A 25168-nucleotide genomic window follows, 5' to 3' on the forward strand; every position below is an offset into this window, starting at 1 on the left:
AGCGTGCGACTGTTTAAGCGGTTGCCGCCGAGGAGGCCAGCGGGTGAATTCTCGGTGCCCGATGGGCAAACGTGTGCCGTTTCTCCGGCTTCGTACGGGGGCGCCGCCTCGCCCCGCGCCGCGCGGCGCGATAGGGGCGGCCTGTCACCCGGCGAGGAGTCCGGCGACCGCGTGGCGGATGTCCTCGTCCTCGGTGAAGGCGCGCCAGGCGCCGTTGTGGTGCAGGCGGCGGTCAGGGAGGTCGCGGAGGAGCCGTGCGGCGTCCTGGGCAGGGGGCCCGATGCGGGTGAGGTAGTGCACGGCGGGGAGGGTCACGGGGAGGTACGTTCCCGCGGGCAGGTTCCGTACGGCCCGCAGGAGTACCGGGACGGTGTCGTCGGTGTCGCCGGTGGCGGACCACAGGGCGTGGGCGGCCTCGACGCTCGTCCACGGGTCGGCGGCGGTCAGCAGCGGACGCAGCACGTCGACGCAGGGGGCGGCGTGGGGGCCGAGGTCGGCGAGCCTGCGCAGGGTGTGGCGGGGGAAGCGGTCGCCGGCGGCGGGGGCGAGGAGCCGCAGGGCGGGGACGGGGTCGCCGCCGGTCTTCCAGTGGGCCCAGGCGGCGAGTGCGGCGTGGCCGCCGGTGACGGCCGCGTCGGCCCGTGCGAGAAGGGGTTCGCGTGCCGCGTGCGCGGCGGGGCCGACGGCGGCGAGGGCCTTCGCCGCCGCGGGCCAGGTCTCGTCGTTCCGTAGCAGGTCGAGCAGGTGGGGCACGGCGGGTGCCGCCGCCGGGCCCCAGGCGGCCAGGACGTCGCAGAGCCGGGTGAGCGTGCCCTTGTCGGCGGCGGGGTCCGCCGTGGTGGCGAGGCGGTCGCGGATCGCGGGCAGCAGCGTCTCCCCGTGGCCTGGGAGGCGGGCCAGCACCTCGTGGAGGGCCGGGAGCACCGGCCAGTGCCGGCCGCGGATGCCGCCGTGGTGCGCGGACACCGCGGCGAAGCCGGTGCGGGTCCCCGCGATGTGCTCGGCCAGGCCCGGCAGGCAGCGCGGGTCGTTCATCCGGGCCAGGGCCCACAGGGCGGTGTCGCCGACGGTCTCGCCCGTACGGGCGTCAGGCCGCGCGGCCCCGTCGCCGAGCAGCCCGGCCACCGCATCCGCGTGATCCGCCGCCTGCGGCCCCAGGCAGGCCAGCAACTCTACGGCGCGGTACCGCACTTCGGCGTCCGGATCGGCGAGCCGCCCGGCGAGCGCCGGCAGCAGCGCCGCCCCCGGCGAGCGCCACCGCGCCAGCAGTCCGCCGGCCACCGCCAGCGCGCCGGCCCGCTGCTCCGCGTCGGGGTGGTCGGCGAGCAGGCCCAGCGTGAACGCGGGTGAGGCCCCCGGGAACAGCCCCGCGGTCCACGCCTGGACGCCCTGCGCCCCGCTCTCCAGGGTGCTGCTCTGCCGCCACAGCGCCACGCTCGGGTCCCGTACCGCCGCCAGCAGCATCTCCCGCCGCCCGGCCGCGAACCCCGGGTCGCCGGCCGCGAGCGCGTGCACGGCCGCGAGGCGCACCTGCGGCTCCGGGGAGCCGAGCAGCGCGTGCAGCAGGGCGCCGGCCTCGTCGTGGCGGTCGCCGACGGGCTCGCGCGTACGCGCCTGGCCGAGGGCCAGCACCAGGTCGAGCCGGCTCACCGGGTCGGGTTCCGAACGCCAGCGGTCCAGCAGCGCGGGCAGCAGGACCGCGCCGGGACTGGCGCACGCGCCCGCGATACCGGCCACGGCGCGGCGGATCCCCGGGTCCGGGTCGGTCAGCAGCGCGAGTACGCCGGGCAGTTCCCGGTCCCACGCGGCCGGCCAGCCGGGCGCCAGGAACCGCTCCTCCACCCGCCCCGCCTCCGCCGCGAGCATCGCGACCAGATCCAGCACCGCGGTCCTGCACCGCACCTGCGGCGCGGTGGCGAGCCGGAGCAGGAAGGGCAGCGCGGCCGGGGCGGCGGGGCAGATCCAGCCGCCCTGGTGGAACAGCACGTTCTCCAGGTCGTACGCCGCCTGGTCCACGTCCGCGCTCTCCGCCCCGGCGCAGCGGCGCAGCAGCCCGGGCACGTCCTCGGCGGTGCCGTAGTTGTGCCGCAGCCCGGCCCAGCCGGCGTCCTCCAGCCCCTCCCACATGCCGGGCGTCACGTCCCGCACTGCTCCCGCAGGGTCTCCTTGTCCGCCGTCGTCACCGGCAGTTCGTACTTCAGCGCGACCTGCGCGAACCGTACGCCGTACGCGCAGCGGATCCCCTCGGCCGGCGGAAGCCACGACTCCGGTCCCGAGTCGCCCTTCGAGGAGTTGGTGTCGCCGTCGACCGCGAGGAGGTTCAGCGGGTCGTTCGCCAACTGCCTCCGCTTGTCCTCCGGCCACTTCCCGGCGCCCATCTGCCACGCGTACGACAGCGGCACCACGTGGTCTATCTGCACGTCCATCGAGGTGGACGGGCCGCGCTCGAACGCTATGTCCTTGCCCGCGTACGGGTCCGCCAGCTCCATCGCCTCCACCACGCAGTCGTCGCCGTCCTGCATCCGGACGCCCCGGCCGTCGCGGCGGAGCAGGTCGTTGCGGGTGTCGCAGCCGTTGCCGGCCAGCGGCACGCCGCTCGCGGTGTCCATCCAGGCGTAGCCGAACTCGTCGCGGTCGTAACCGGAACCGGAGCCGCGGCTCCCGGTGGCCAGGCGGTCGATGACGCGCAGCGCGGCATCGCGGTCGGCGGCGGTGGTGAGGGAGGCCAGACCGGGGGCGGTGCCGTCGGGGTTGTCGAGGGGGGAGGTGCCGCTGCCGGGAGCCCCGGGGGTGCCCGGACTGCCCGGGCTCGCGGGGGCGTTGTCGGCGGGTGGCTCGTCCGCCCCGTCCTCCGCGATCTCGCAGCCCGCGGTCAGGGTCAAGGCCGCGGCCGAGGCGGCGGCGAGGAGCGGCGGCAGCAGGCGGCGTATTCGTATCACGGCACTCGCACTTCACGTCGGAGCCGGGACCCCGGCCGGGCCCCGGCTCCGCATGCTAACCGCCGCCCGCGGAGGGCCGCTTACGGATAGACCTCCGCCCGGTCGACGGACACGAACGCCGCGCCCGAGTTCGCGTTCTTCTCGCCGGTCACCCGGATCCGTACCGTGTGCTCGCCGCGCGGCAGCACCGGGCTCACCCACTGCACCTGCTCGCCGACGCGCGGGCTGCCGTAGTAGTCGACGCGCTGCTCCGCGCCGCCGTCGACGGAGATCGCGGCGATGCCGTTGCCGGTGTCCTTGACCGACAGCAGCGCCAGCCGCGTGCCGGTGAAGCGGAACGTGGCCGTGGCGCCGGGCTCGGCGCTCCAGTGGTCGTTGCCCCAGAAGCACTGCACGGCGCAGCCGCTGCCGGAGTTCCAGTTGCCGGTGTACGTCACCTGCGGGTCCGTGTCGTTGAGAGCCGTGGTGCCGGGGCCCGGGTCGCCGGCCGGCAGGTCGATGGTCGCGCCCGCGGCGACGGGGGTGCCGAGGTCGGGGCGGCCGTCGGCGGTCCAGCCGATCTTCTGCACCCGCGTGGTGCGCCAACTGTAGGTGTACGTCGTCGTGTTCTTCGCGTGGTACGCGATCCAGTCCTGGCTGCCGTCGGGCGACTTGAAGAAGAAGTGGTGCCCGGGGCCGTACACGCCCGCGCCGTCGTTGCGCGAGAACATCGGGCCCGGCTCCTGCCGCCAGGCGGCGGGGTCGAGCGGGTTGGCGCCGGGGGCGAGGGACTTGGCCCAGATCGCGTAGTCGGGCTTGCCGGTGTCGCAGGCGGAGTACGTGAGGTAGAGCCGGCCCGCGGAGTTGTGGAGCGGGGTGGGGCCCTCGCGCACCTCCGGGCAGTTGCCGTCCGCGGGGAGGTGGACGCGGCCGCCGGAGAGGGTCCAGGGGTTGGCCATGGGGGCGACGAAGAGCTGGTTGCCGACGCCGTCGTCGCGCTGGCCGCTCCAGGCGAAGTACAGCTTGCCGTCGTGCCGGAAGGGCTCGCCGTCGATGGCCCAGCGGTCGTTGCCGGAGTCGGCGACCTTGGCCTTGAAGTGGTACGGGCCGAGGGGGTCGCTGCCCTCGGACTCCAGCACGTACATGCGGTGGGCGGCGTCGTTGCCGTCGCTGGCGGTGTAGTAGAGGTACCAGCGGCCGCCGTCCTGGAGGAGTCCGGGGGCCCAGATCTGCTGGTTGCGGGAGGGGTCGCTGTCGCGCCAGACCTCGTGCGGGGAGGCGGTGAGGAGGGTCGCGACGGAGGGGGACTTCCACATGCGGATGGCGTCGCCCTGGGTGGTGGCGACGTAGTAGTTGCCCTGGTGGGTGACGAGGGTGGGGTCGGCGCCGGTGTTGACGGGGTTGCGGAACCGTCCGGCGGCTTTCGGGTCGGCAGCGGCGGGGTCGGCCGCGGCGGCCGCGGTACGTTCGGGCGGCGGGGCTTCGTCGGCGGCGGCCGGGCCGAGGCCGGCCACCACGGCGACCGCGAGCAGCGTCGCGGCCAGGGCCGGCCAGGGCCGGCGGCGGAGTCTGCGTACGGCGTGGGTCACGGTGCGTACCTTCCGTGCGATGCCTGTGGGGGTGTGGTGCGCAGGAGGGTGTCACGAGGTTTGTAGCGGAGATTTCAACGTTGTACAACCCGTCGCGGCGTCCGCGTCCGTGACGTACCCAGATGCCACAGCAGCGCCGCGCCCGTGACCACCGCCGCCACCGGGCCCAGCCCCGCGGGGCTCAGCCCGAACCACTCCTGCGCCAGCCCGCCCAGCCCGCCGCCGAGCGCCATCCCCGCGTACAGCGCCGAGGAGTTGAGCCCGAGCAGGATCGGCGCGGCGGCCGGGCCGAGCGCGACCAGCCGGTGCTGCTGCGGCACGACGACGAAGCCCACGGCCACGCCCCAGACCGCGGCCCAGAGGAGCGCGGGTATGAGGGCGCGGGTGGCGAGGGGGGTCAGCGCGAGCGCGAGGACCGCGAGCGCGAGCGGCCCGGTGAGGACGCGCGCGGGGTCGCGGCGGTCGACGAGCCGCCCGGCGGCGGCGTTCCCGGCCAGCACCGCGACACCCCAGGCCAGCAGGACCGGTGTCAGCAGCGCCTCGTCGCCGCCGGTCGCGTCGCGCAGGGCGGGGGCGACGTAGGTGTAGAGCGTGTACGTACCGAGGAAGGCCAGCGTCGTCACGGCCAGCAGCGCCGCTGCAACGCCATCGGCGGCGGCCTCGACGTACACCAGACGACGATGTCCCACCACTACCGCGTGCTGCGGGAGGCGGGCGTGACCTGGACGACGGTGCAGGGCCGGACGCGGCTGGTGCGGCTGCGGCGGGACGACCTGGACGCGCGGTTCCCGGGCCTGCTGGACTCGGTGCTGAACGGGGCGGCGGACGACGCCGTCACCCGCCGCTGAGCAGAGCCTCCCCCAGGTCCGTACGCCGGTGCAGCACGCAGTGCCCGCGCCGCTCGGACCGTACGAGCCCGGCCTCGCGCAGGACGGCGGCGTGCCGGCTGGCACTGGCGGGCGCGACGTAGAGGGCGTCGGCGATGCGGCCGGTGGACATCGGCCGGTCGAGGACTTCAAGCACGCGGGCGCGCGTGCTGCCGATGAGCCGGACGAGCGAGTCGCCACCGTGAACGTGGGTTTCCGCTCCTTCGGGGGCGGGCAGCCACCCGGGCGCGGGGGTGAGCGGATAGACGAGCACGGGCGGCAGTTCGGGGTCGGCGAGGGCGACGGGGGTGCGGGTGCAGAAGAACGAGGGGATCAGCGTCAGCGGCCGCCCGTCGAGGGCGAAGCCCCTGCTCACCGGGTACGCACACTCCAGCCGGTCGCCGCGCCAGGTCATTTCGGGCGCGAAACTGGCCAGCAGCCCCTCCGCCCCCTCACGCAGGGCGGCCTCGGCCCGTACGGGCCGATCGGCGGCGGCAGCGGACCGGATCGCCTCGCGGTACGGCGCCACGGCCACCGCGTAGTACCGCCGCACCGCATCCCCGAGCCGCCGCAGCGCGCCGGGATCCCCGTCGGCCAACCGCCGTACGCCACGGGGTGGCCGGCCACTGTCGCAGAGGAGCCCGATCTCCTTGCGCAACTGGGCCTTCGGGGTCCGCAGCACCTGCTCCAGCTCGGCATCCAGCGTCCTGCCACCGCCGGGGCTGGGCGTCAGGAAGTCCGGAAAGTACGCGGCCTCGGGACACAGCCGCTGTAACGCCCCGAGGGTCTCCCCCAGCCCGGCGGCAACCAGGTCACCCCGCACCCGCCGCCGCCACGGATCCAGCGCGAGCGCGGCGTGCGCGGTCTGCAACGCCTGCAGGCTGAGGACGACTTCCCACATGGGACTGACGTCCCCGGCCGACCGCAGCCGGTTGAGGTCGGCAGAAGTGAACTCAATGTGCAGCATGATTCCCCCGTGGATGAGACGTGCGACGCACGGCCAAAGTTGCACGGCAACTTCCCGTTCACACCGCCCCGTACGCCACGGGGGTCACGCTGAAGGCGGGTCAGAGCCCCCGCGCGAAGGCGACGAAGTCGGCCCAGGCACCGGGGGTGAAGGCGAGCTGGGGCCCGGCCTTGTCCTTGGAGTCACGGACATGGACAACCGTCGGGCAGGCGGCAACCTCGACGCAATCGTCGCCGGAGCCGCTGCTGTGGCTGGACTTGCGCCAGGAGACGGCGACCTCGATGCAGTCTCCCGAACTGCTGCTGCTGTAGCTGGACTTGAACCATGCCAGGTCAGAGGGGCTCATAGATCTCCTCGAATCCGCTGCAACAGGCTCAGGGAGTCCTCGGGGTTGAGAGCCTGCGCGCACATCCTGGCATACCGCCGCTGAAGCACGCTGACCACTTTTGGGTCGGAGATCAACTGACCGCTTTCCTGGCCCTCGTTGTAGGCGAACCACTGATTGTCAGCGGTCTCAAGCAGTTGCATTGGGCCGCCCAGCCCGGGGTGCGCATCCCGCGCCAACGGCATGACCTGGATCTCGACGTTCCGCAACTCTGCGATCGCCAGGACAGCGTCAATCTGCTCGCGGGCGACCTCCGTCCCGCCCGTTCGGCGCAGGAACAGATGCTCCTCCAGGATGAAGCTGAACGCGGTGTTCGGGAGCTCCCGCAGCAGGTGCTGTCGCTCCGATCGTGCTTCCCATGCGGCTTCGATCTCCTCGTCACGCAGAGGCGGGAGGTGACTTGCGAACAGGGCCCGGCCGTAAGCCTCCGTCTGCAGCAACCCCGGGATCAGCCGGCACTCGTACGTATAAAGACTGATCGCCTCCCTCTCCAACCCAGCCCAGGCCCGAAACCACCGCGCCAGACCCGGCTTGCGCACCACGTGGGGCACGGACCTGCGCAGTACACCCGTGTCCCCGAGGATGGGCTCGGCCCGCTCTACGAAGTCGGGCGGTGGCATCCGGCGGCCGCCTTCGACCGACGCCACCGTGTGCTTCGAGTACCGCACGTGCTCACCGAGCTGCTCGCGGCTCAACCCCGCGTGTTCTCGCAGCGCTTGGACCACCGCCCCGAAGGTCCTCATGCTGTCCGACGACTCCGGTTCACTGCCCAGCCCACTCGGCCCGCCCGCATCCCCGGCCATCAGTGGCCACCTCCCACTCACCCGGCCCGCCTTGAACACCGTGCACACAGATCGTTACGTACAGTAACCGTCGCTGTCTATCCCCACCCCTCCGTACAGTTGGACACGTACGCGGGCGGGCCGCGGCACCCAAGCGGAGAATTCGGGTCGTAACTCGCGGTAACACCCCCCAATCCGCCCCGAATCAGGCCCTCAGCGCCGACTTCGCCCCTCCAGGCGCACCCGCCCGCCGGCAGCCATCAAGGCAGCCCCGGAACGCGCGCCGCCGACACAAACTCACCGTAACGAGATCACAAACCCAGGCAAAACACCCCACCCAGGCCGACTTTCGCCCCTCCACTGCCACCCCCGCTCCCACACCCAGCCCAAAGCCAGCGGCGAACACCCGACCGTGGCCAGCGGACAAGTCGGCGGGAGGCCGACTCCGTAAGTCACGTGCGAGGACGCCAAGCTGGCCCCGGAACGGGCGGGCGACGTAAGCCACCGGCGCAGGAACCGCGTCGGCCACCCGCACACGAGCCGTGTGAGCCGCGGGTGTAGGAGGCCCGGGTGGGCCACCGGCGCCGGGGCCGTCCGCGCACGGGGCAGCCCGGCTCCGGTGGGTCGGCCCCCGTCGCGGGATGACCGATCCGTACGCCCCTTCAAGGGACGCCGCTCCCTCCGGGCCACCCATAGCCGCCGGTCTTTCGGGCCGGAGTCCGGTGTCAAGGGTGGGGCGAAGCCCCATCGCGAAGCGACGTCCCTGAAGCGAAGCGGAAGGGACGCCCTTGACACCGGACGCAGGCCCGCACACTCAAGAGACGGGTGGCCCGGTGGGAGCCCCAACGACACCGCCCACCCCGACTCGGCTCCCCCGCACACCGACCACCCCACGCACGACCGCCACCCCGACGCCGTACCCCCGCACCCGGCTCTGCACAGCCACCACGTACCAGCTCAACACCCCACCGCACCCCCACTGTCAGACCAGGCGCATACCCTTGGGCGGGCGTGAGGGCACAAGTGGGCCGACCACGAGCAGCCAGTCACATCGGCGGGCGTGAGAGCACAAGTGGGCCGACCACGAGCAGGCAGTCCCTTCGGCGGGCGTGAGGGCACGAGCAGGCCGACGAGCGCGCGGATCACGAGCAGCCGATCACGAGCGGGCCGATCGACCCGACCGAATCACCACGCCCCCGAGCACCCCGTCCCCCGTCCCCCGTCCGCCGTCCGCCGTCCCCCGTCCGCCGTCCCCGTCCGCCCCCGTCCCGCCCCCCGCCGTGTCTCCGCCCCGTCCTACGCCGCGTCTCCGCCCCGTCCGCCGCCGCGTCCGCCGCCCCGTCTCACGCATCGAACGAGCACCCGTCCGTCCTGGAAACCGGAGTTCGTCGGCATGGGCGGTGGTGAGCCGGGCATGCTTGCATTCGCCGTCCCGGTTGCGCCACGGGCGATTCACTCGGTGAGTAACCGGCGAACCGCGCCGTCCTCCCTCACGGTTACGGGTAGTGGCAGGTACTTTCCGTCCCGCCGCGTTGTACCGTTCGGCACGTACATGCGCCTGACCTGGATAACCACCTCTTCCCCAGGCCAGATTCGAGGGCATGACCGCACTCTCCGCACCGCACCCGCTGCCCCCGCCCGTCACCGTACGTATGTTCAGTCAGCGCTTCAGCTCCACCCCGCTCGGGGCGCGGCTGGCGCGGCATCTCACGATCGTGCAGCTCCACTCCTGGGGTGTCCCGCAGACCGCCACCGTCTGCGATGCCGCCGCCATCGTCGCCGAGTTGGCGGCGAACGCCGTGACCCACGGCCGCGTACCCGGGCGGGACTTCGAGCTGCGGCTCTCGCTCCTCGGGCAGGCCGTCCGGATCGAGGTCTCCGACGCCCGGGGACGGCGGCGGCCGCCGGGGCCGGAGCAGGTGGGGGCGATGCCCGTACCGGAGGGGAAAGGCGGGCGCGGGCTGCTGCTCGTCGACGAACTGGCCGACCGGTGGGCGGTGCTGGACCGGGCGCCGGTCGGCAAGACGGTCCGCGCCGAGCTGGACCTACGCGGGGACGCGGCAGCCCCACTCCCCCATCGGGACGCGACGGCGGCCCGTCGACAGCCCGACGCGCTGGCGGAGCAGCAGCCGGAGTCCGGGAGCAACGGGGGCTCAGCCCGTCGCCGCCGCCCGGTACGGGCGGAAGAAGGCGCGTAGCTCCTCCGCGTACAGCTCCGGCTCCTCGAACGGCGCGAAGTGCCCGCCGCGCGCCGGCTCGGTCACCCGCACGACGTTCGCGGTGCGTTCGAGCCAGGCCCGCGGTGGGCGGGCGATGTCGCCGGGGAAGAGCGAGAAGCCGGACGGCACCTCGACGCGGCGGGCGAGTTGCGCGGGCGGGATCGCGCCGTTCGCGCGGTACATGCGCATCGACGAGCCGATCGTGTTCGTCAGCCAGTAGAGCGTGACGTTGGTGAGGATCTCGTCCTTCGTGTACGAGCGCTCGACGTCGCCGTCGCAGTCGCTCCACGCCCGGAGCTTCTCGACGATCCATGCCGCCAGCCCGGCCGGTGAGTCGGCGAGCCCGAAGGCGGCGGTCTGGGGCTTCGTGCGGTGCATGGCGGCGTACGCGCCCTCGCTCGCGCCCCAGGCGGCGACCGACTCGAACCAGGCGCGCTCCTCGGGGGCGAGGTCCGCCGGGTCGCCGGGCGGGACGGGCACGCCCGCGTCCGTGCGGTGGACGGCGACGACCCGGTCGGGGTGGTCGAGCGCGAGGTAGCGGCTGACGTGGCTGCCGATGTCGCCGCCCGCCGCCCCGAAGCGTGCGTAGCCGAGGACGTCCATGAGTTCGGCCCACAGGCCGGCGACGGCGATGGAGTCGAGGGGCGGGCCGGCGGGATGGCCGGAGTACCCGTAGCCGGGCATGTCGGGGACGACGACGTCGAAGGCGTCGGCGGGGTCGGCGCCGTGCGCGCCGGGATCGGTCAGGAGCGGGATGACCTTCGTGTAGCGCCAGAAGGAGTCGGGCCAGCCGTGGCTGAGGACGAGCGGCAGGGCGGGGGCGGCGGCCCCCGCGGGTGGCGCGGGTGGCGCGGCGGCCCGTACGTGCACGAAGTGGATCCCCAGGCCGCCGAGCCGGACACGGAAGCGGGGCAGCCGGGCGAGCGCCGCCTCCTGTGCCGGCCAGTCGAAACCGTCCGCCCAGTAGCCGGTGAGTTCACGGAGATAGCCGAGGTCGGTGCCCATCGACCAGCCGGCGTCCTCGGGCGCGTCCGGCCAGCGGGTCGCGCGGAGCCTCGCGCGGAGGTCGTCCAGCGCCGCGGGCTCGGTGCGCGGGGTGAACGGCTCGGGGCGGGACGGGGCATCCGGCATGCGACGCACCTTACCGCCGGGTTCCGGGCGGCTTCGGTTCCTCCGTTACGGGCACGGGGGCTTTGCCGGAACGGCAAGGTTTTTCGCGGGACGGGGCGGGGGTGCGGAGACTGGCGGCGTACCGGCCGGCGTACCCCCCGCCGACCACCGACCACCGACCGCCACCGACCGCCGACCGCCGACCGCCGGCCACCGACCGCCGACCGCCGACCGCCGAAAGGCAGGACACACCATGGCAACCGCCGCATCCCGCCGCAGGGACACCCCGCCGCCCCGTACCGGAGCCACGGAGGCCGAGACGCTGCGCGGCTTCCTCGACTACCTGCGCACGTCGATCGCCGCGAAGGTCGAGTCGGCGCCGGAACCGCAGGTGCGGACGGCGGGAGTCCCGTCGGGTACGAACCTGCTGGGCCTGCTGCACCACCTCACCCACGTCGAACGCGCGACGTTCCTGGGCGAGCGGGTCACCGACTGGCCGTCGACGTTCGAGGCCCCGGCGGCGTCGACCGTGGCGGAGGTCGTGGCGGACTACCGCGAGGCGGTGGCGGGCGCGAACCGGGTGCTCGACGACTGCACGGACCTGGGCGCGCAGGTACCGGGGCGGGTCGGGAAGGCACCGAGCGTGCGGTGGGCGCTGACGCACATGATCGAGGAAACGGGCCGGCACGCGGGCCACGCCGACATCCTCCGCGAGCAGATCGACGGCGCGACGGGCCGCTGACCGGCGCGCGGGGCGGGTGGGGCGTGGAGCCGCTCGTGAGTGCCGCTCAGGCGGTGGTGACGTCGGCGGCCGCGGCCATCCACTCCTGCTGGAAGGACTCCGGCCACTCCGGCTTGCGTTCCAGGGCGTGGAGTATGGCCTCCGGCGTCCTCGGGCAGACCGTTTCGGCAGCGCGCATGTCCATCCCTCCGAGTCTGCCGTGGCGGCCTGTGCGACGACGGAACATGGAGCGGAGTCGGACCAGGCACGCAGGCGTACCGGAAAGCGGCACCCCGCGCGGGGGACGTCCTCAGCCCAGGTGGTGGCGGACCCAGACGTTGGGCTCCACGTAGACCGCCCAGTCGTGGGCCGGTTCGCAGCGGACCGGGGTGAGGGCGCCGGGGACCGTCGTCCAGCCTTCCTTGTCGAAGGGGAGGCCCGTCCACTCCCGCCACTGCGGAAGGGGGGCGGCGATGACCATGGAGGCCGGGGCCACCGGGTCGGGGGCGGCCAGGGTGGCGCCCGCGCGGGCGTGGACGCGCAGCCAGGGGTCGTGCGGGAGGCCGTCGTCGCGTACGCGGGCGGCGTACTCGGACATCGGGGTGTGCGGTTCGAGGTGCTTCGCACTGGGGCGTACGGGGGCGACGACCTCGGAGAAGCCGCGCTCCGCGGCGGCGGTACGCATCGCGCCGAGCATGACCGCCGACAGCCCGCCGCCCTGGCGGCCCGCGTCGACGGCGACCTCGATGGCGCTGACGGTGTCGGGCTCGACCCCGTCCCGCTTGTCCTCGAACGCCCAGACCAGCACCTGGTCCCAGCCCCGCCCCGGCAGCGCCCCGTCCCGGCCCGGGCCGCGCAGCGCGAACGGCACGGCGAACGCGCGGGAGACCACCGCGCCTGACTCGTCGGTGCCGACGTGGACGTGCTCGGGGAAGACCTCGGCGATCCGCTCGTGCAGGGCGTTCGCGACGTGGTCGTGGGTCATGAACTCGGGCCAGGAATCCGTCATCTCCCAGAGCCGGGCGCGGAGTTCCGGGCGTTCGGCGAGGCTGGTGACGCGGATGGGCTCCATGCGGGCGGAGTGTAGCGACGGGCGGGACCCGGACGCCGGGGTTAAACGGGCCGGGGCGGGGCCGGGAGGTCCGGGGGCGCGCCGGGGGTCCGGAGGCGGCGGGCGTAGCGGCGGCGTGGCAGCCCGATGAATCCTGCGGGCCGCGGTGGTCTGTATCCACGACACACCCCTGCACCGAGAGCCGGAGAGAACACCATGATCATCATCGCCGGGATGCTGCGAGTCGACGCCGCCGGACGGGACGACTACCTGGCCGGCTGCGCGAACGTCGTCACCCAGGCACGCGCCGCCGCCGGCTGCCTGGACTTCGCGCTCTCCCCCGACCCCGTCGAGGCGGACCGGATCAACGTCTACGAGCGGTGGGAGACCGACGAGGACGTCCTCCGCTTCCGCGGCACGGGCCCGGACGCCGACCAGTCCGTCCGCATCCTCGACGCCGACGTCCACAAGTACCGCATCTCCGGCATCGAGGCCCCGTAGCGGAGGCCGCACCGGCGCCGGTCCACGGCAATCCGCACACCCGCACACGGGGTGATGGCCCGACACGGAACGCCATCATGCGTGGCACAGTCGCGGAATGAGCCAGTCGAGGACGACCGTCGACATCTCCGACATGCTGCTGACCGAGGCGCACCGTGCGGCGCGGCACGAATGGACCACACTCAAGCCCGTCGCCGGGCAAGAGTTGCGCGCCGTGCCCGACGAGCAAGCCACCCGTCCTGCATTCACCCTGCGAGACGCCGATGTGACGGGCTACGGATTGCGGCCGGGCGTGCGCGGTATGGGCTGGGAGGAGATCCGCGACATGTCCTACGGTGAGCGGGCGTGATCACCCCCGCCGTCCACGTGCCCGCATGGCAGGCGGGCGGCGCCGTGTGCCGGAGGCCCGAGGCGGGAGCGGGGTCAGCGCGCATCGCGGTGGACGTTCGCAGCCCCAGCCGGCACCTCCCGTGATGCCGTTGGGAACGCGTCCGCGCGACACGCCCCCTACGAATCCAGGATCGTCGTCAGCAGTTCGCCGACCCACGCCAGCAGTTCGCGGCCCTTCAGCGGCTGGGCGCCCATCTGCTTCGGCTTCGGGCGGTCCACCAGGATCTGGTTCAGCGCCGGCTTCACCACCGCGCCCGGGTAGAGCCGCTTCAGCCGCAGTTCCTGCGACTCCCGCAGCGACACCGGGCTGAAGCGGATGCGGGTGCCCTGCAGGGTGATGTCCGCGACGCCGCAGGCGCGGGCCAGCATGCGCAGGCCCGCCACCAGCAGGAGGTTCTCGACCGGCTCCGGGAGGGGGCCGTAGCGGTCGGTGAGTTCCTCGCGGACCGCGCGGATGTCGTCCTCCGACGTCACCGAGGCGATCGCGCGGTACGCCGCCAGGCGCAGCCGTTCGCCCGGGGCGTAGTCGTGCGGGACGTGGGCGTCGACCGGCAGCTCGATCTTGACCTCCGGCGGCGGCGCCTCCTCCGCGCCGCCCTCCAGCGTCGCGCGGTAGTCGGCGACGGCCTCGCCGACCATCCGGACGTAGAGGTCGAAGCCGACGCCCGCGATGTGGCCCGACTGCTCGCCGCCCAGCAGGTTGCCCGCGCCGCGGATCTCCAGGTCCTTCATCGCCACGTACATGCCGGCGCCCATCTCCGTGTGCTGCGCGATGGTGGCGAGGCGTTCGTGCGCGGTCTCCGTCAGCGGCTTCTCCGGCGGGTAGAGGAAGTACGCGTAGCCCCGCTCGCGGCCGCGGCCGACGCGGCCCCGCAACTGGTGCAACTGCGAGAGGCCGAAGGTGTCGCCGCGTTCGACGATGAGGGTGTTGGCGTTGGAGATGTCGATGCCGTTCTCCACGATCGTCGTGGAGACCAGCACGTCGAACTTCTTCTCCCAGAAGTCGACCACCACCTGCTCGAGCGCCGACTCCGACATCTGCCCGTGCGCCGTGGCGACCCGCGCCTCCGGCACGGCCGCCCGCAGCCGGGCGGCGGCGCGGTCGATGGACTCCACCCGGTTGTGGATGTAGAAGACCTGGCCCTCGCGGAGCAGTTCGCGGCGGATGGCGGCGCCGATCTGTCTGTCCTCGTACGGGCCGACGAAGGTCAGCACCGGGTGCCGCTCCTCCGGCGGGGTGGTGATCGTCGACATCTCGCGGATGCCGGTGACGGCCATCTCCAGCGTGCGCGGGATGGGGGTGGCGGACATCGTCAGTACGTCGACGTTGGCGCGCAGCTTCTTCAACTGCTCCTTGTGCTCCACGCCGAAGCGCTGCTCCTCGTCCACGATGACCAGGCCCAGGTCCTTGAACCGGGTGTCGGACGAGAAGAGCCGGTGCGTGCCGATGACGACGTCCACCGAGCCCTCGCGCAGCCCGTCGAGCACGGCCTTGGCCTCGGTGTCCGTCTGGAACCGCGACAGCGCCCGCACCACCACGGGGAACTGGGCGTACCGCTCGGAGAACGTGCCCATGTGCTGCTGCACCAGGAGCGTCGTCGGTACGAGGACGGCGGCCTGCTTGCCGTCCTGCACCGCCTTGAACGCCGCCCGCACCGCGATCTCCGTCTTGCCGTACCCGACGTCGCCGCAGACGAGGCGGTCCATGGGGATCGGCTTCTCCATGTCCTCCTTCACCTCGGTGATGGTGGACAACTGATCCGGCGTCTCCACGTACGGGAACGCGTCCTCCAGCTCGCGCTGCCACGGGGTGTCCCCCGCGAAGGCGTGGCCGGGGGCGGCCATGCGCGCCGAGTAGAGCTTGATGAGGTCGGCGGCGATCTCCTTGACGGCCTTCTTCGCCCGGGACTTGGTCTTGGCCCAGTCGGAGCCGCCCAGCCGGTGCAGCGTGGGGGCCTCGCCGCCGACGTACTTGGTGACCTGGTCGAGCTGGTCGGTGGGGATGTACAGCCGGTCGCCGGGCTGGCCGCGCTTGGCGGGGGCGTACTCCACCAGCAGGTACTCGCGGGTGGCGCCCTGGACCGTGCGCTGCACCATCTCCAGGTAGCGCCCCACGCCGTGCTGCTCGTGCACGATGTAGTCGCCGGCCGTCAAGGTCAGCGGGTCGATCTGCTTGCGCCGCCGGGCGGGCATCCGGGCGCCCTCGCGGCCGGCGGCCTTCTGTCCTGACAGGTCGGTCTCGGTGAGCACCGCGAGGCGCAGGCCGGGGGCGACGAAGCCGTGGTCCAGCTCGCCGCAGGAGACGTGCACGACAGAGGGGGCGAGCGTGTCGGGGGTGAGGTCCGCGTCGAGGCGGGCGGCGATGCCCTCACCGCCGAGGACCTCGGTGGTGCGCTGGGCGGGGCCGTGGCCCTCGGTCAGGTAGACCACGCGCCAGCCGTCGGCTAGCCAGCCCTTGGTGTCGGCGAGCGCGCGGGCGGTGTCGCCCCGGTAGACCTCGGGGGCGTGCAGGCCCAGCTCCAGCGTGTCGTCCTCCAGCTCCGCGTCGGCGGAGAAGGGGCTGACCGACCACCACATCATGCCCAGCTCGCGCGCGTGCTCGCGGACGTCGGCGATGCCCCACAGCGAGGCCCGGCCCAGCAGCTCCAGGTCGATCGGCGCCTCGCCGCCGCCCGCGGAGGCGGCCCAGGACGCCTGGAGGAACTCCTGCGAGGTGGCGACGAGGTCCGCGGCGCGGGTCCGCACCCGCTCCGGGTCGCAGGACACCGCCATGCTGCCCGCGGGCAGCACGTCGAGCAGCAGCTCCATGTCGTCGACGAGGACCGGCGCCAGGGACTCCATGCCCTCCACCGCGATGCCCTCGGCGATCTTCCCCAGCATCTCGCCGAGCTGCGGGTGCCGTACGGCGAGGTCGGCGGCCCTGGCCCGGACGGAGCCCGTCAGCAGCAGCTCGCGGCACGGCGGCGCCCACAGGCCGTGCTCGGCGACCTCCAGGGAGCGCTGGTCGGCGACCTTGAAGTAGCGGATCTCCTCGATGTCGTCGCCCCAGAACTCCACCCGCAGGGGATGCTCCTCGGTGGGCGGGAACACGTCGAGGATCCCGCCGCGCACCGCGAACTCGCCGCGCTTCTCGACCAGCTCCACCCGGCTGTACGCGGCCGCCCCCAGCGCCTGCACCGTCTCTTCCAGGTCGGCGGACCGGCCGCTGCGCAGCGCCACGGGCTTGAGGTCGCCGAGCCCCTTGACCTGCGGCTGGAGCACGGAGCGTACGGGCGCGACGACGACGGAGACGGGGCCCGCGGCCGCGTCGTCCGGGTCCGGGTGCGCGAGCCGGCGGAGCACGGCGAGGCGGCGGCCGACGGTGTCGGAGCGGGGCGAAAGACGCTCGTGCGGCAGGGTCTCCCACGCCGGGTACTCCACCACGGCGTCCTCGCGGCCCGGCGGCATCAGCGAGCGCAGGGCGGCGGCCAGGTCCTCGGCCTCGCGGCCGGTGGCGGTGACGGCGAGCACCGGGCGCCGGGTACGCGCGGCGAGCGCCGCGAGCGCGAAGGGGCGGGCGGCGGGCGGGCCGACGAGGTCGACCTGCGGCCGCGCGCCGCCCTCCGCGGCGGTCACCGCCTCGGCGAGCGCGGGGTCGCGGACGACGGCGTCGAGCAGGCCGTACAGGCTCATGGGGCATCCGCTCCGGGTGGCTGGGTACTGGGTGGGTGGGCAGGCGGCAGGCGCCGCGGGCAACGCGAACAGCCCGAGGCGGCGGACGCCCCGGGGGTGTCCAGCGTACGACGCCCCGCCGACACCCGGCGCCCAAGCCGCAGGACCGCCACCGCGGCGGGCGCCTCCGGTCACCCCGCGCCCAGAGTGCCGGGCGCCCAGAGTGCCGGGTGCCCGCGGTGCCGGGTGCCCGCGGTGCCCGCGCCCGGCCGCCCCCCGCCGCGCCGGCCCTCGATCCGCGCCCGTCCCGGCCCCGTACCCCGCGCGCCACCTACGCCACCCCCGCCGCCCCCGCAGCCCCACCGCCCCCAGCCCGAAGCCGCAGGTGCCGCCGCGGAACCCCGACCTCCGGCCCGTACCGCCCCCGCGCACCCCTAGGGGCCCGCCCCCGTCGGAAAGCAGGGGCGGGCTCCTCCGTCCGGCCGACGGGACCGCCCGTGGGGCTATCTAGCCTGGTCAGGCGGGTCGACGAGGGAGACGACGGGCCGGGCGGGGGGTCCTTCCCCAGGAACGGGGTGGGGATATCCCCACATCGGATACGGCGCCAGGCACCAGGGATTTCCCGGCCCCCGCTCACGAGACTCGTACTCACGACGAAACAGCGCCGCAGCAGCGGCGCGAACAGGTTCCGCTGGGGCGGTTCCACAGACGAAGGAGACACGACAGTGACTACGGCTGTAGCGGCGCGCACGGCCGTCGCCGCACGAGCGCGACAGGTGACCAAGGCGTACGGCTCGGGGGAAACGCGGGTCCTCGCTCTCGACAACGTCGATGTGGACATCGCCCGGGGCCAGTTCACCGCCATCATGGGGCCCTCGGGCTCCGGCAAGTCGACCCTCATGCACTGCCTCGCCGGCCTTGACACGGTCACGGCGGGCCGCATCTGGATCGACGAGACCGAGATCACCGGGCTGAAGGACAAGAAGCTGACCCAACTGCGGCGCGACCGCGTGGGCTTCATCTTCCAGGCGTTCAACCTCCTGCCCACCCTCAACGCCCTGGAGAACATCACGCTGCCCATGGACATCGCGGGCCGCAAGCCCGACCGCGAGTGGCTGGAGCGCGTGGTGGGCACCGTGGGCCTGGCCGAGCGGCTCAAGCACCGCCCGAGCCAGCTCTCCGGCGGCCAGCAGCAGCGCGTCGCGGTGGCGCGGGCGCTCGCCTCGCGCCCGGAGATCATCTTCGGCGACGAGCCGACCGGCAACCTCGACTCCCGCGCCGGCGCCGAGGTCCTCGGCTTCCTGCGCCGCTCCGTGGACGAGCTGGGCCAGACCATCGTGATGGTCACCCACGACCCGGTCGCCGCCGGCTACGCCGACCGCGTCCTGTACCTCGCCGACGGCCGCATCGTCGACGAGATGTGGAACCCGACCTCCGAGCAGGTCCTCGACCGGATGAAGTCCTTCGACGCGCGGGGCCGGGTGGCCTGAGATGACCGTCCTCAAGACCTCCATGCGCAACTTCTTCTCCCATAAGGGACGCATGGCGCTGTCCGCGGTCGCCGTCGTCCTGTCGGTGGCGTTCGTGTGCGGCACCCTCGTCTTCTCCGACACCATGACCACCACCTTCGACCGGCTCTTCAAGGCGTCCGCCTCCGACGTCCGCGTCAGCCCCGAGGCCGCGGACAACGACGACGGGGAGTGGGGCCGCAAGCCGCAGCCGACGATGCCGGCCGCGGAGCTGGCGCGGGTCGAGAAGGTCGACGGCGTCAAGGCCGTCGACGGCGAGGTGTCCAACGACGCCATCACCGTCGCGAACGCCGACAACGACAACCTCGGCTCCACCACCGGCGCCCCCACCATCGGCACCAACTGGGACCGGCTGGAGCTCGAAACCACCGAGATCACCTCGGGCCACGAACCGCGCGGCCCCACCGAGGTCGTCATCGACGCCGACGCCGCCGACAAGCACGGCGTGGAGATCGGCGACAAGATCCGTACGATCGCCGCCCCCGGCTCGTTCACCTCCGAGGTCGTCGGCATCGCCACCTTCAAGATCACCAACCCGGGCGCGACGATCGTCTACTTCGACACCGCGACCGCGCAGGAGAAGCTCCTCGGCAAGCCGGACGTCTTCTCCTCGGTCAACCTCACCGCCGACGCCGGGGTCTCCAACGAAGCGCTGAAGGCCGATGTCCAGAAGGCCGTGGCCGACTCCGCCGAGCCCCTCAAGGTGCAGACGAAGGACGAGGTCGTCGAGGAGAACAAGAACGACCTCGGCAGCTTCATGGACGTCATGAAGTACGCCATGCTCGGCTTCGCCGGCATCGCCGTCCTCGTCGGCATCTTCCTCATCGTCAACACCTTCTCGATGCTCGTCGCCCAGCGCACCCGCGAGCTGGGGCTGCTGCGGGCCATCGGGTCGAGCCGCCGCCAGGTCAACCGCTCGGTGCTCGTCGAGGCGCTGCTCCTCGGCGTCATCGGCTCGGTCCTCGGCGTCGGCGCGGGCATCGGCATCGCCGTGGGGCTGATGAAGCTCATGGGCGCGGTCGGCATGGAGCTCAACACCGCCGACCTGACGATCAACGCCACCACGCCCGTCGTCGGCATCGTCCTCGGCGTCGTCGTCACCGTGCTCGCCGCGTGGCTGCCGGCCCGCCGGGCGGGCAAGGTCTCGCCGATGGCCGCGCTGCGCGAGGCCGGCACGCCGGGCGACCGCAAGGCGGGTGCCGTACGGACCACGCTGGGCGTGCTGCTCACCGCGGGCGGCGGCGGGCTGCTCTTCCTCACCACCCGTGTCGACGAGGCCGCCGACGGCGCGATGTACCTCGCGGGCGGCGTGCTGCTGTCCCTGCTGGGCTTCATCGTCTTCGCGCCGGTGCTGGCCGGTCTGCTGGTACGGGCTCTCGCGGCCGGCGTGCTGCGGATCTTCGGCCCGGTGGGCCGCATGGCCGAGCGCAACGCGCTGCGCAACCCGCGGCGCACCGGGGCGACCGCCTCGGCGCTGATGATCGGCCTGTCCCTGGTCGCCTGCCTGTCGGTGGTCGGGTCCTCCATGGTCGCCTCGGCGACGGAGGAGCTGGACAAGTCGGTGGGCGCCGACTTCATCATCCAGGCCGACGGCGGCCAGCCGATCGTCCCGGAGGCCGCGAAGGTCCTCGACGAGGCCCCGCACATGGAGCACGTGACGCACTACAAGGCGCTCGACGCGGACCTGACGCTGCCGGACGGCAAGACCGTCGAGGAGTACAGCCTGACCGCCGCCTCCGCGACGTACGCGCAGGACCTCAGGACCGAGACCGTGCGCGGCGACCTGGCCGACGCCTACAAGAAGGACAGCATGTCCGTCGGCGAGGACTTCGCCAAGGACCACGGGCTGAAGCTCGGCGACACCCTCACCGTCGACTTCGCCGACGGCGGCACCGCGGAGCTGACGCTGCGCGCCGTCACCTCCTCCGAGACCACGCTCGACTCGGGTGCGGCGTATCTGAACCTGACCACGGCCCGGGACTACGTCAAGGCCGGCGACCTGCCGTTCGACGACATCATGTTCGGCAAGGCGAAGGACGGCCAGGAGGAGGCCGCGTACGCCTCGCTGAAGGAGCTGATGGACCCGTACCCGCAGTACCAGGTGCGCGACCAGACGGACTTCAAGCAGACCCTGAAGGACCAGGTGGGCCAGATGCTCAACCTCGTCAACGGGCTGCTGGCGCTGGCGATCATCGTGGCGGTCCTCGGGGTCGTCAACACCCTGGCCCTGTCGGTGGTCGAGCGGACCCGGGAGATCGGGCTGGTGCGGGCGATCGGGCTGTCGCGCAGGCAACTGCGCCGGATGATCCGGCTGGAGTCGGTGGTGATCGCCCTGTTCGGCGCGCTGCTCGGGCTCGGGCTGGGGCTGGCGTGGGGCACGGCGGCGCAGCAACTGCTGGCGCTGGAGGGCCTGAAGGTGCTCGACATCCCCTGGCCGACGATCGGGGTGGTGTTCGCGGGCTCGGCGGTCGTCGGGTTGTTCGCGGCGCTGGTCCCGGCGTTCCGGGCGGGCCGGATGAACGTGCTGAACGCCATCGCGACCGAGTAGCGGCGGTACGCGGTGGAGGGGCCCGGCGAGCCTTGGTGGGCGTTCGCCGGGCCCCGTGCCCGTTCCCGGTACGGGCGGTATCCGGGACGGGCTGTTGCGTCGCCGCTGCAGGCGGCTCCGCAACGGGCCGGCGACCCCACGGGGGGTGGGACGCCGGCCCTGCTTCATGTCGCAGGACCGGGGTTACGGGGTCCAGACGATCGGCTCGTCCCGGTAGTCGTCCTCCTCGTACGAGGCGCCCGCGACGCTGGCGCCGGGACCGGCGCCCTGGAGCCGCTTCGTCTCGTACGACGCCCCCGCCTCGGCGAACTCGTCGGGCGCCTGGCCCTCCGCGCACCCCTCGACGTCCGCGCCGAAGACCGTGGCCCCGGGATCGCCGCCGTCCGCGGTGGTGCCGACCAGGTCCGGCGGGTACGAGCCGCCCAGGTCGCCGCCGTCCGCGTTCTCGACGGTGAACTCGACGCAGAACGGCGTGATGTCCGCGTCGCCGTTCTCCCCGAGCGCGGCGTCGAAGGCCGCCTTGTCCACGTCCGACACCCCGGTGACGGTGATCCCGATGTGGCCGGTGGCCCCCGCCCGGTCGTAGGGGACGACCGCCTGCTCGCCGATCTTCAGCTTCGTCCCCGGCGGCGTCACCTCGACCTCCTTCGGCGCGGCGGCCGGGCTCTCCTCCTCGGCGGCCGCCGGCTCCTCCTCGGGCTCCGGCGCGGTCTCCTGCGAGGACTCCTGGTCCGCGGCGGAGGAGTCGGAGTCGTCGTCCGAGCAGCCGGCGGTGAGGGCGAGCGCGGCGGCGCTGACGGCCGCCAGCACTGTCATGCGAGTTCGGTTCACTGAGGGTTGCCTTTCGAAAATGCGCGGTGGCGCGCGCGGTCTCTCGTGCTGGTCGTGCATGAGAGGCATGCAAGCAAGGACACGAGCGGTCACCGCACGCGCAGTTCGTGTCCCGACCCACGGTGGCAGCCGGGCCCCCGCCGGGTCATTGACGCTCTGAGGACACTTTCTTGACGATGCGTCGACGCCGGCCGGGAATGTCAGCCGCGGATGTCAGCCGGTCCCCGCGCCGCGCGGCCCCGCGGTCCGGGTAAAGGGCAGGTAAACGGATGCCTTAGGCTCAAGGGACTTGTCTCGGGGGGCATTCGGGGTGGAGGCAGGCATGATCGGGGACGAGTTCCGCAGCGACGAGGTACCGGCACCGGAGCGGTTCACGCACTGGACGAACCGGATGTGCTCGCGGATGGAGGGTTTCTGCGCCCTGGAACCGGGCGGTGAGCGCTGGGAGGGCACCGGGTTCCTCGCCGAGGAGCTGGAGATCGGGCTGGGCGAGATCCAGGTCGCGGCCCGCAGGCTCTCCCCGGTGCAGGTACGCCGCGAGTCCCCCGACATCGACGACGACGCGTACCAGTTCCTCATGCCCCTGCAGGGCTCGCTGCACACGGACTGGGACGGCCGCACCGGCGTCTGCCGCCCCGGCGGCATGTACTTCCACGACGGGACGCGGCTCAACGGCTTCGACTGCCGCGCCCCGGACGCCTGCGGCACCTTCGACGCGCTGGTCGTCACCATCCCGAAGGAGCGGCTGACCCTCCCGGCCGGCAGCCTCCGGCGGCTGGTGGGGCGGGAACTCCCCGGCGACCAGGGCCCGGGCGCCCTCCTGGCCGGCGCCGTCGGCCACGTGCTGAGCAGCGCGAACGTCTACCGCCCCACCGACACCGCCCGGCTGGGCACCGCCGTACTGGACCTGGTGCACGCGCACCTGGCCCACCAACTGGAGGCGCTGACGCCGGAGTCGCTGGACCCGGAGCACCGCGGGCACGCGCTGCTGGTGCGGGTCGTGGACTTCATGCGCCACCACCTGGAGGACCCGGAGCTGACCCCGCAGTCGGTCGCCGACGCGCACCACGTCTCCGTCAGCTACCTGCACCGGATCTTCCGCACGCACACCGGGGGCCGCGAGACCGTCGCGGGCTGGATCCGCCGCCAGCGCCTCGAACACGCCCGCCGCGACCTCGCCGACCCGGTGCTCGCGGCGGTGCCCGTACACCGGATCGCGGCCCGCTGGGGCTACACCCACGCGGCGGCGTTCACGCGCAACTTCCGCGCGGCGTACGGGGTGACGCCCCGGGAGTACCGGCACGGCGACCCGGCGGCCGCCGCCGACGGCGGCTCCTGAACCCGCCGCGGGCGCTCGTAGACTCGTGACGTGGCATTCACGAGCGGTCCGCACTGCTTCCTCTGAGCGGAAGGCACTGAGGGCGACGCCGGCCGGCGTCGCCCTCCCAGGCGTGCCTGCCGCGTGACCCGCGTCCCCTCGCCGCCCGCCTCCCGGGCAGTGGCGTCGCGCGCGCCCGCAGGCACGGTCCCCGTCCGCCCCGTGCCAGGAGCGCCCCGTGCCCGTACCGCTTCCCCCCGCCCTCGCCCTCTCGCTCGACGTGCTGCGCTGTCCCACGTGCCGCCGCACCCGCCGCCTGCGTCCCGAAGGCGGCGCCCTGCGCTGCCCGGCGGGCCACACCTTCGACCTCGCCCGCCACGGCTACGTCAGCCTGCTCACCGGCGCCCGCGCCACCAGCGGCGACGACGCGGACATGGTGCGCGCCCGGAGCCGCTTCCTGGCCACCGGCGCGTACGAACCGCTGCGCGCCGCCGCGGCCCGGCTGGCGGCCGGCGCGGTGTCCCGGCCGCGGGCCACGGTCGTGGACGCGGGCTGCGGTACGGGCCACTACCTCGCCGGCCTGCTCGACCGGCTGCCCGGCGCCCGCGGCGTCGGCCTCGACACCTCCGTACGCGCCCTGCGCGCCGCCGCCCGCGCCCACGACCGGGCCGCCGCGGTGGCCGCCGACGTCTTTGGCCCCCTGCCGCTGGCCGACGGCGCGGCCGATGTCGTCCTGAACGTCTTCGCCCCGCGCAACGCGGCCGAGTTCCACCGCGTGCTGCGCCCGGCCGGCCTGCTGGTCGTGCTCCGCCCCACCGGCCGCCACCTGGCGGAACTGCGCGACCGGCGGCCCGCGATGGTCACCGTCGACCCGGCGAAGGAGGAGCGGCTGCACCGCGCGCTCGACCCCTTCTTCGAGGCCGCCGCCACCGAACGGGTCGACTACCCCCTCCGCCTGACCGCGGCGGAGGCCCTGGACCTGGCGGCGATGACACCGAGCGCACGCCACCCGTCCGGTACGGAAGGACCCCCGCCGGGGCGGGTCGCCGTCTCGGTGCTGGCCACCGCCTACCGGCGGCGGTGAAGGGGGCCCGCGGCGTTCAGAGGTGGCCTGGATCGTCGGGGCGGAAGCTAGCTCTGACGTGGACGCGCTCGCCCTGAGGGCCGAGGATGCTGAGGAACTCCACGGCGTGTGCGTCGGCGTTGCCGAACCAGTGCGGAAGGTGGGTGTCGAACTCGGCCACCTCCCCTTCGCCGAGGACGAAGTCCTTGTCGCCGAGGACCACGCGCAGGCGCCCCTTCAGGACGTACAGCCAGTGATAGCCCTCGTGCGACCGGGGGTCCGGCTCGCGGCCGTCGGTCAGGCCGGCGGGCAGCAGGTGCTTGAACGCCTGCAGCCCGCCGGGCTTGCGCGTCAGCGGGACGACGGTCATGCCGTTCCGCGTGAACGGCCGCGGATACACCCGGGGGTCCAGCTCCGCCGGAGCGCCGACCAGTTCCTCGATCGGCACCTGGTACGCCCTGGCCAGCGGCAGCAGCAGTTCCAGACCCGGCTTGCGCTGTCCGGACTCCAGCCGGGACAGGGTGCTGACCGGAATGCCGGTGGCCGCCGACAGGGCGGTCAGGGTGACGCCCCTGCGGCGGCGCAGCTCGCGCAGCCGGGGACCGACCGCGGCCAGCACGGCGTCGATGTCATCGCTCACGGGCCCACTGTGCGGCCGCTTTGCACTTTCCGCAAAGAACGTTGCCGGATCGCCGCGCCGGGCGCACCGTGGCGGCACGACAGCGAGAG

The 25168-nt window shown here is 73.5% G+C and carries 21 protein-coding genes and 1 pseudogene; 9 read left to right on the top strand and 13 right to left on the bottom strand.

Annotated features, from left to right (window positions below; all coding sequences use genetic code 11):
* Positions 1 to 144 precede the first annotated feature (144 nt).
* From ACFYVJ_RS07615 to ACFYVJ_RS07630, 4 genes are all read right to left on the bottom strand, one after another.
* Entirely contained in the window at positions 145 to 2148 is a 2004-nt protein-coding gene (locus tag ACFYVJ_RS07615; RefSeq protein ID WP_388887508.1) for a hypothetical protein, read from the bottom strand.
* Positions 2136 to 2939: an HNH endonuclease family protein gene (locus ACFYVJ_RS07620; protein ID WP_388887510.1), complete on the bottom strand. Its 804-nt coding sequence runs from the start codon at positions 2937 to 2939 to the stop codon at positions 2136 to 2138. The genes ACFYVJ_RS07615 and ACFYVJ_RS07620 overlap by 13 nt, the downstream gene beginning before the upstream one ends.
* 80 nt (positions 2940 to 3019) lie before the next feature.
* Positions 3020 to 4507, bottom strand: coding sequence for a family 43 glycosylhydrolase (locus ACFYVJ_RS07625; protein ID WP_388887511.1), 1488 nt, complete (start codon positions 4505 to 4507; stop codon positions 3020 to 3022).
* Between the two features lie 74 nt (positions 4508 to 4581).
* On the bottom strand, positions 4582 to 5178 hold the full coding sequence (locus ACFYVJ_RS07630; protein WP_388887512.1) for a hypothetical protein: 597 nt from the start codon (positions 5176 to 5178) through the stop codon (positions 4582 to 4584).
* 9 nt (positions 5179 to 5187) lie between these two features.
* Between ACFYVJ_RS07630 and ACFYVJ_RS07635 the strand changes: the two genes are divergently transcribed.
* Positions 5188 to 5355 carry a hypothetical protein gene (locus tag ACFYVJ_RS07635; RefSeq protein ID WP_388887514.1) on the top strand — a complete coding sequence of 56 codons (168 nt, stop codon included), beginning with the start codon at positions 5188 to 5190 and terminating at the stop codon, positions 5353 to 5355.
* Here ACFYVJ_RS07635 and ACFYVJ_RS07640 read toward each other — a convergent pair.
* From ACFYVJ_RS07640 to ACFYVJ_RS07650, 3 genes are all read right to left on the bottom strand, one after another.
* The gene (locus tag ACFYVJ_RS07640) at positions 5342 to 6340 is read right to left on the bottom strand and encodes an ArsR/SmtB family transcription factor (RefSeq protein WP_388887516.1); all 999 of its coding nucleotides are present in this window, start codon (positions 6338 to 6340) and stop codon (positions 5342 to 5344) included. The genes ACFYVJ_RS07635 and ACFYVJ_RS07640 overlap by 14 nt on opposite strands.
* Positions 6341 to 6440: 100 nt before the next feature.
* Positions 6441 to 6686: a DUF397 domain-containing protein gene (locus ACFYVJ_RS07645; RefSeq protein WP_388887518.1), complete on the bottom strand. Its 246-nt coding sequence runs from the start codon at positions 6684 to 6686 to the stop codon at positions 6441 to 6443.
* Positions 6683 to 7528, bottom strand: coding sequence for a helix-turn-helix domain-containing protein (locus ACFYVJ_RS07650; protein WP_388887520.1), 846 nt, complete (start codon positions 7526 to 7528; stop codon positions 6683 to 6685). Before ACFYVJ_RS07650 ends, ACFYVJ_RS07645 begins: the two co-directional genes overlap by 4 nt.
* Positions 7529 to 9108: 1580 nt before the next feature.
* Between ACFYVJ_RS07650 and ACFYVJ_RS07655 the strand changes: the two are divergent.
* Positions 9109 to 9555: pseudogene (locus tag ACFYVJ_RS07655) on the top strand (ATP-binding protein); the annotation flags it as partial.
* 105 nt (positions 9556 to 9660) lie between these two features.
* Here the strand turns inward: ACFYVJ_RS07655 and ACFYVJ_RS07660 are convergent.
* A complete protein-coding gene (locus ACFYVJ_RS07660) occupies positions 9661 to 10857 on the bottom strand; it encodes an epoxide hydrolase family protein (RefSeq protein WP_388887522.1) in 1197 nt (398 codons plus the stop codon).
* A 232-nt stretch (positions 10858 to 11089) separates the two neighbouring features.
* Between ACFYVJ_RS07660 and ACFYVJ_RS07665 the strand changes: the two genes are divergently transcribed.
* Complete coding sequence (locus ACFYVJ_RS07665) at positions 11090 to 11578, top strand: DinB family protein (protein WP_388887524.1); 489 nt, start codon at positions 11090 to 11092, stop codon at positions 11576 to 11578.
* A gap of 46 nt (positions 11579 to 11624) precedes the next feature.
* Here the strand turns inward: ACFYVJ_RS07665 and ACFYVJ_RS07670 are convergent, their stop codons facing one another.
* Entirely contained in the window at positions 11625 to 11762 is a 138-nt protein-coding gene (locus tag ACFYVJ_RS07670) for a hypothetical protein (protein ID WP_388887525.1), read from the bottom strand.
* Between the two features lie 105 nt (positions 11763 to 11867).
* Positions 11868 to 12629, bottom strand: a complete 762-nt coding sequence (locus ACFYVJ_RS07675) for an N-acetyltransferase (RefSeq protein WP_388887526.1) — start codon at positions 12627 to 12629, stop codon at positions 11868 to 11870.
* 195 nt (positions 12630 to 12824) lie between these two features.
* On the opposite strand from ACFYVJ_RS07675, the gene ACFYVJ_RS07680 reads away from it, so the two are divergent.
* On the top strand, positions 12825 to 13109 hold the full coding sequence (locus tag ACFYVJ_RS07680; RefSeq protein ID WP_125935158.1) for a putative quinol monooxygenase: 285 nt from the start codon (positions 12825 to 12827) through the stop codon (positions 13107 to 13109).
* A 97-nt stretch (positions 13110 to 13206) separates the two neighbouring features.
* Positions 13207 to 13458 carry a DUF2191 domain-containing protein gene (locus tag ACFYVJ_RS07685; protein WP_388887527.1) on the top strand — a complete coding sequence of 84 codons (252 nt, stop codon included), beginning with the start codon at positions 13207 to 13209 and terminating at the stop codon, positions 13456 to 13458.
* Positions 13459 to 13616: 158 nt separating this feature from the next.
* On the opposite strand, the gene mfd is transcribed toward ACFYVJ_RS07685, so the two are convergent.
* A complete protein-coding gene (mfd, locus tag ACFYVJ_RS07690) occupies positions 13617 to 17171 on the bottom strand; it encodes a transcription-repair coupling factor (protein WP_388887529.1) in 3555 nt (1184 codons plus the stop codon).
* A 704-nt stretch (positions 17172 to 17875) separates the two neighbouring features.
* Here mfd and ACFYVJ_RS07695 point away from each other — a divergent pair.
* Entirely contained in the window at positions 17876 to 18640 is a 765-nt protein-coding gene (locus tag ACFYVJ_RS07695) for an ABC transporter ATP-binding protein (protein WP_125935161.1), read from the top strand.
* 1 nt (position 18641) lies between these two features.
* On the top strand, positions 18642 to 21227 hold the full coding sequence (locus ACFYVJ_RS07700; protein WP_388887531.1) for an ABC transporter permease: 2586 nt from the start codon (positions 18642 to 18644) through the stop codon (positions 21225 to 21227).
* 183 nt (positions 21228 to 21410) lie between these two features.
* Here ACFYVJ_RS07700 and ACFYVJ_RS07705 read toward each other — a convergent pair whose 3' ends face one another.
* Positions 21411 to 22043, bottom strand: a complete 633-nt coding sequence (locus tag ACFYVJ_RS07705; RefSeq protein WP_388887533.1) for a hypothetical protein — start codon at positions 22041 to 22043, stop codon at positions 21411 to 21413.
* Between the two features lie 337 nt (positions 22044 to 22380).
* Between ACFYVJ_RS07705 and ACFYVJ_RS07710 the strand changes: the two genes are divergently transcribed.
* Entirely contained in the window at positions 22381 to 23397 is a 1017-nt protein-coding gene (locus tag ACFYVJ_RS07710; RefSeq protein WP_388887535.1) for an AraC family transcriptional regulator, read from the top strand.
* 217 nt (positions 23398 to 23614) lie between these two features.
* Positions 23615 to 24460 (top strand): methyltransferase domain-containing protein, encoded by an 846-nt coding sequence (locus ACFYVJ_RS07715; RefSeq protein ID WP_388887537.1) that lies wholly within the window; start codon positions 23615 to 23617, stop codon positions 24458 to 24460.
* A 16-nt stretch (positions 24461 to 24476) separates the two neighbouring features.
* Here the strand turns inward: ACFYVJ_RS07715 and ACFYVJ_RS07720 are convergent, their stop codons facing one another.
* The gene (locus ACFYVJ_RS07720) at positions 24477 to 25079 is read right to left on the bottom strand and encodes a helix-turn-helix domain-containing protein (RefSeq protein WP_388887539.1); all 603 of its coding nucleotides are present in this window, start codon (positions 25077 to 25079) and stop codon (positions 24477 to 24479) included.
* Between the last annotated feature and the right edge of the window lie 89 nt (positions 25080 to 25168).

Origin of the sequence: Streptomyces sp. NPDC004134 (assembly GCF_042874195.1) — a bacterium.
Classification (GTDB): Bacteria; Actinomycetota; Actinomycetes; order Streptomycetales; family Streptomycetaceae; genus Streptomyces.

Coding starts and splice junctions, on each gene's coding strand:
- ACFYVJ_RS07635 (WP_388887514.1), top strand. CDS start 5,188: ATGTCCCACCACTACCGCGTGCTGCGGGAGGCGGGCGTGACCTGGACG.
- ACFYVJ_RS07640 (WP_388887516.1), bottom strand. CDS start 6,340: ATGCTGCACATTGAGTTCACTTCTGCCGACCTCAACCGGCTGCGGTCG.
- ACFYVJ_RS07645 (WP_388887518.1), bottom strand. CDS start 6,686: ATGAGCCCCTCTGACCTGGCATGGTTCAAGTCCAGCTACAGCAGCAGC.
- ACFYVJ_RS07650 (WP_388887520.1), bottom strand. CDS start 7,528: ATGGCCGGGGATGCGGGCGGGCCGAGTGGGCTGGGCAGTGAACCGGAG.
- ACFYVJ_RS07660 (WP_388887522.1), bottom strand. CDS start 10,857: ATGCCGGATGCCCCGTCCCGCCCCGAGCCGTTCACCCCGCGCACCGAG.
- ACFYVJ_RS07665 (WP_388887524.1), top strand. CDS start 11,090: ATGGCAACCGCCGCATCCCGCCGCAGGGACACCCCGCCGCCCCGTACC.
- ACFYVJ_RS07670 (WP_388887525.1), bottom strand. CDS start 11,762: ATGGACATGCGCGCTGCCGAAACGGTCTGCCCGAGGACGCCGGAGGCC.
- ACFYVJ_RS07675 (WP_388887526.1), bottom strand. CDS start 12,629: ATGGAGCCCATCCGCGTCACCAGCCTCGCCGAACGCCCGGAACTCCGC.
- ACFYVJ_RS07680 (WP_125935158.1), top strand. CDS start 12,825: ATGATCATCATCGCCGGGATGCTGCGAGTCGACGCCGCCGGACGGGAC.
- ACFYVJ_RS07685 (WP_388887527.1), top strand. CDS start 13,207: ATGAGCCAGTCGAGGACGACCGTCGACATCTCCGACATGCTGCTGACC.
- mfd (WP_388887529.1), bottom strand. CDS start 17,171: ATGAGCCTGTACGGCCTGCTCGACGCCGTCGTCCGCGACCCCGCGCTC.
- ACFYVJ_RS07700 (WP_388887531.1), top strand. CDS start 18,642: ATGACCGTCCTCAAGACCTCCATGCGCAACTTCTTCTCCCATAAGGGA.
- ACFYVJ_RS07705 (WP_388887533.1), bottom strand. CDS start 22,043: ATGACAGTGCTGGCGGCCGTCAGCGCCGCCGCGCTCGCCCTCACCGCC.
- ACFYVJ_RS07710 (WP_388887535.1), top strand. CDS start 22,381: ATGATCGGGGACGAGTTCCGCAGCGACGAGGTACCGGCACCGGAGCGG.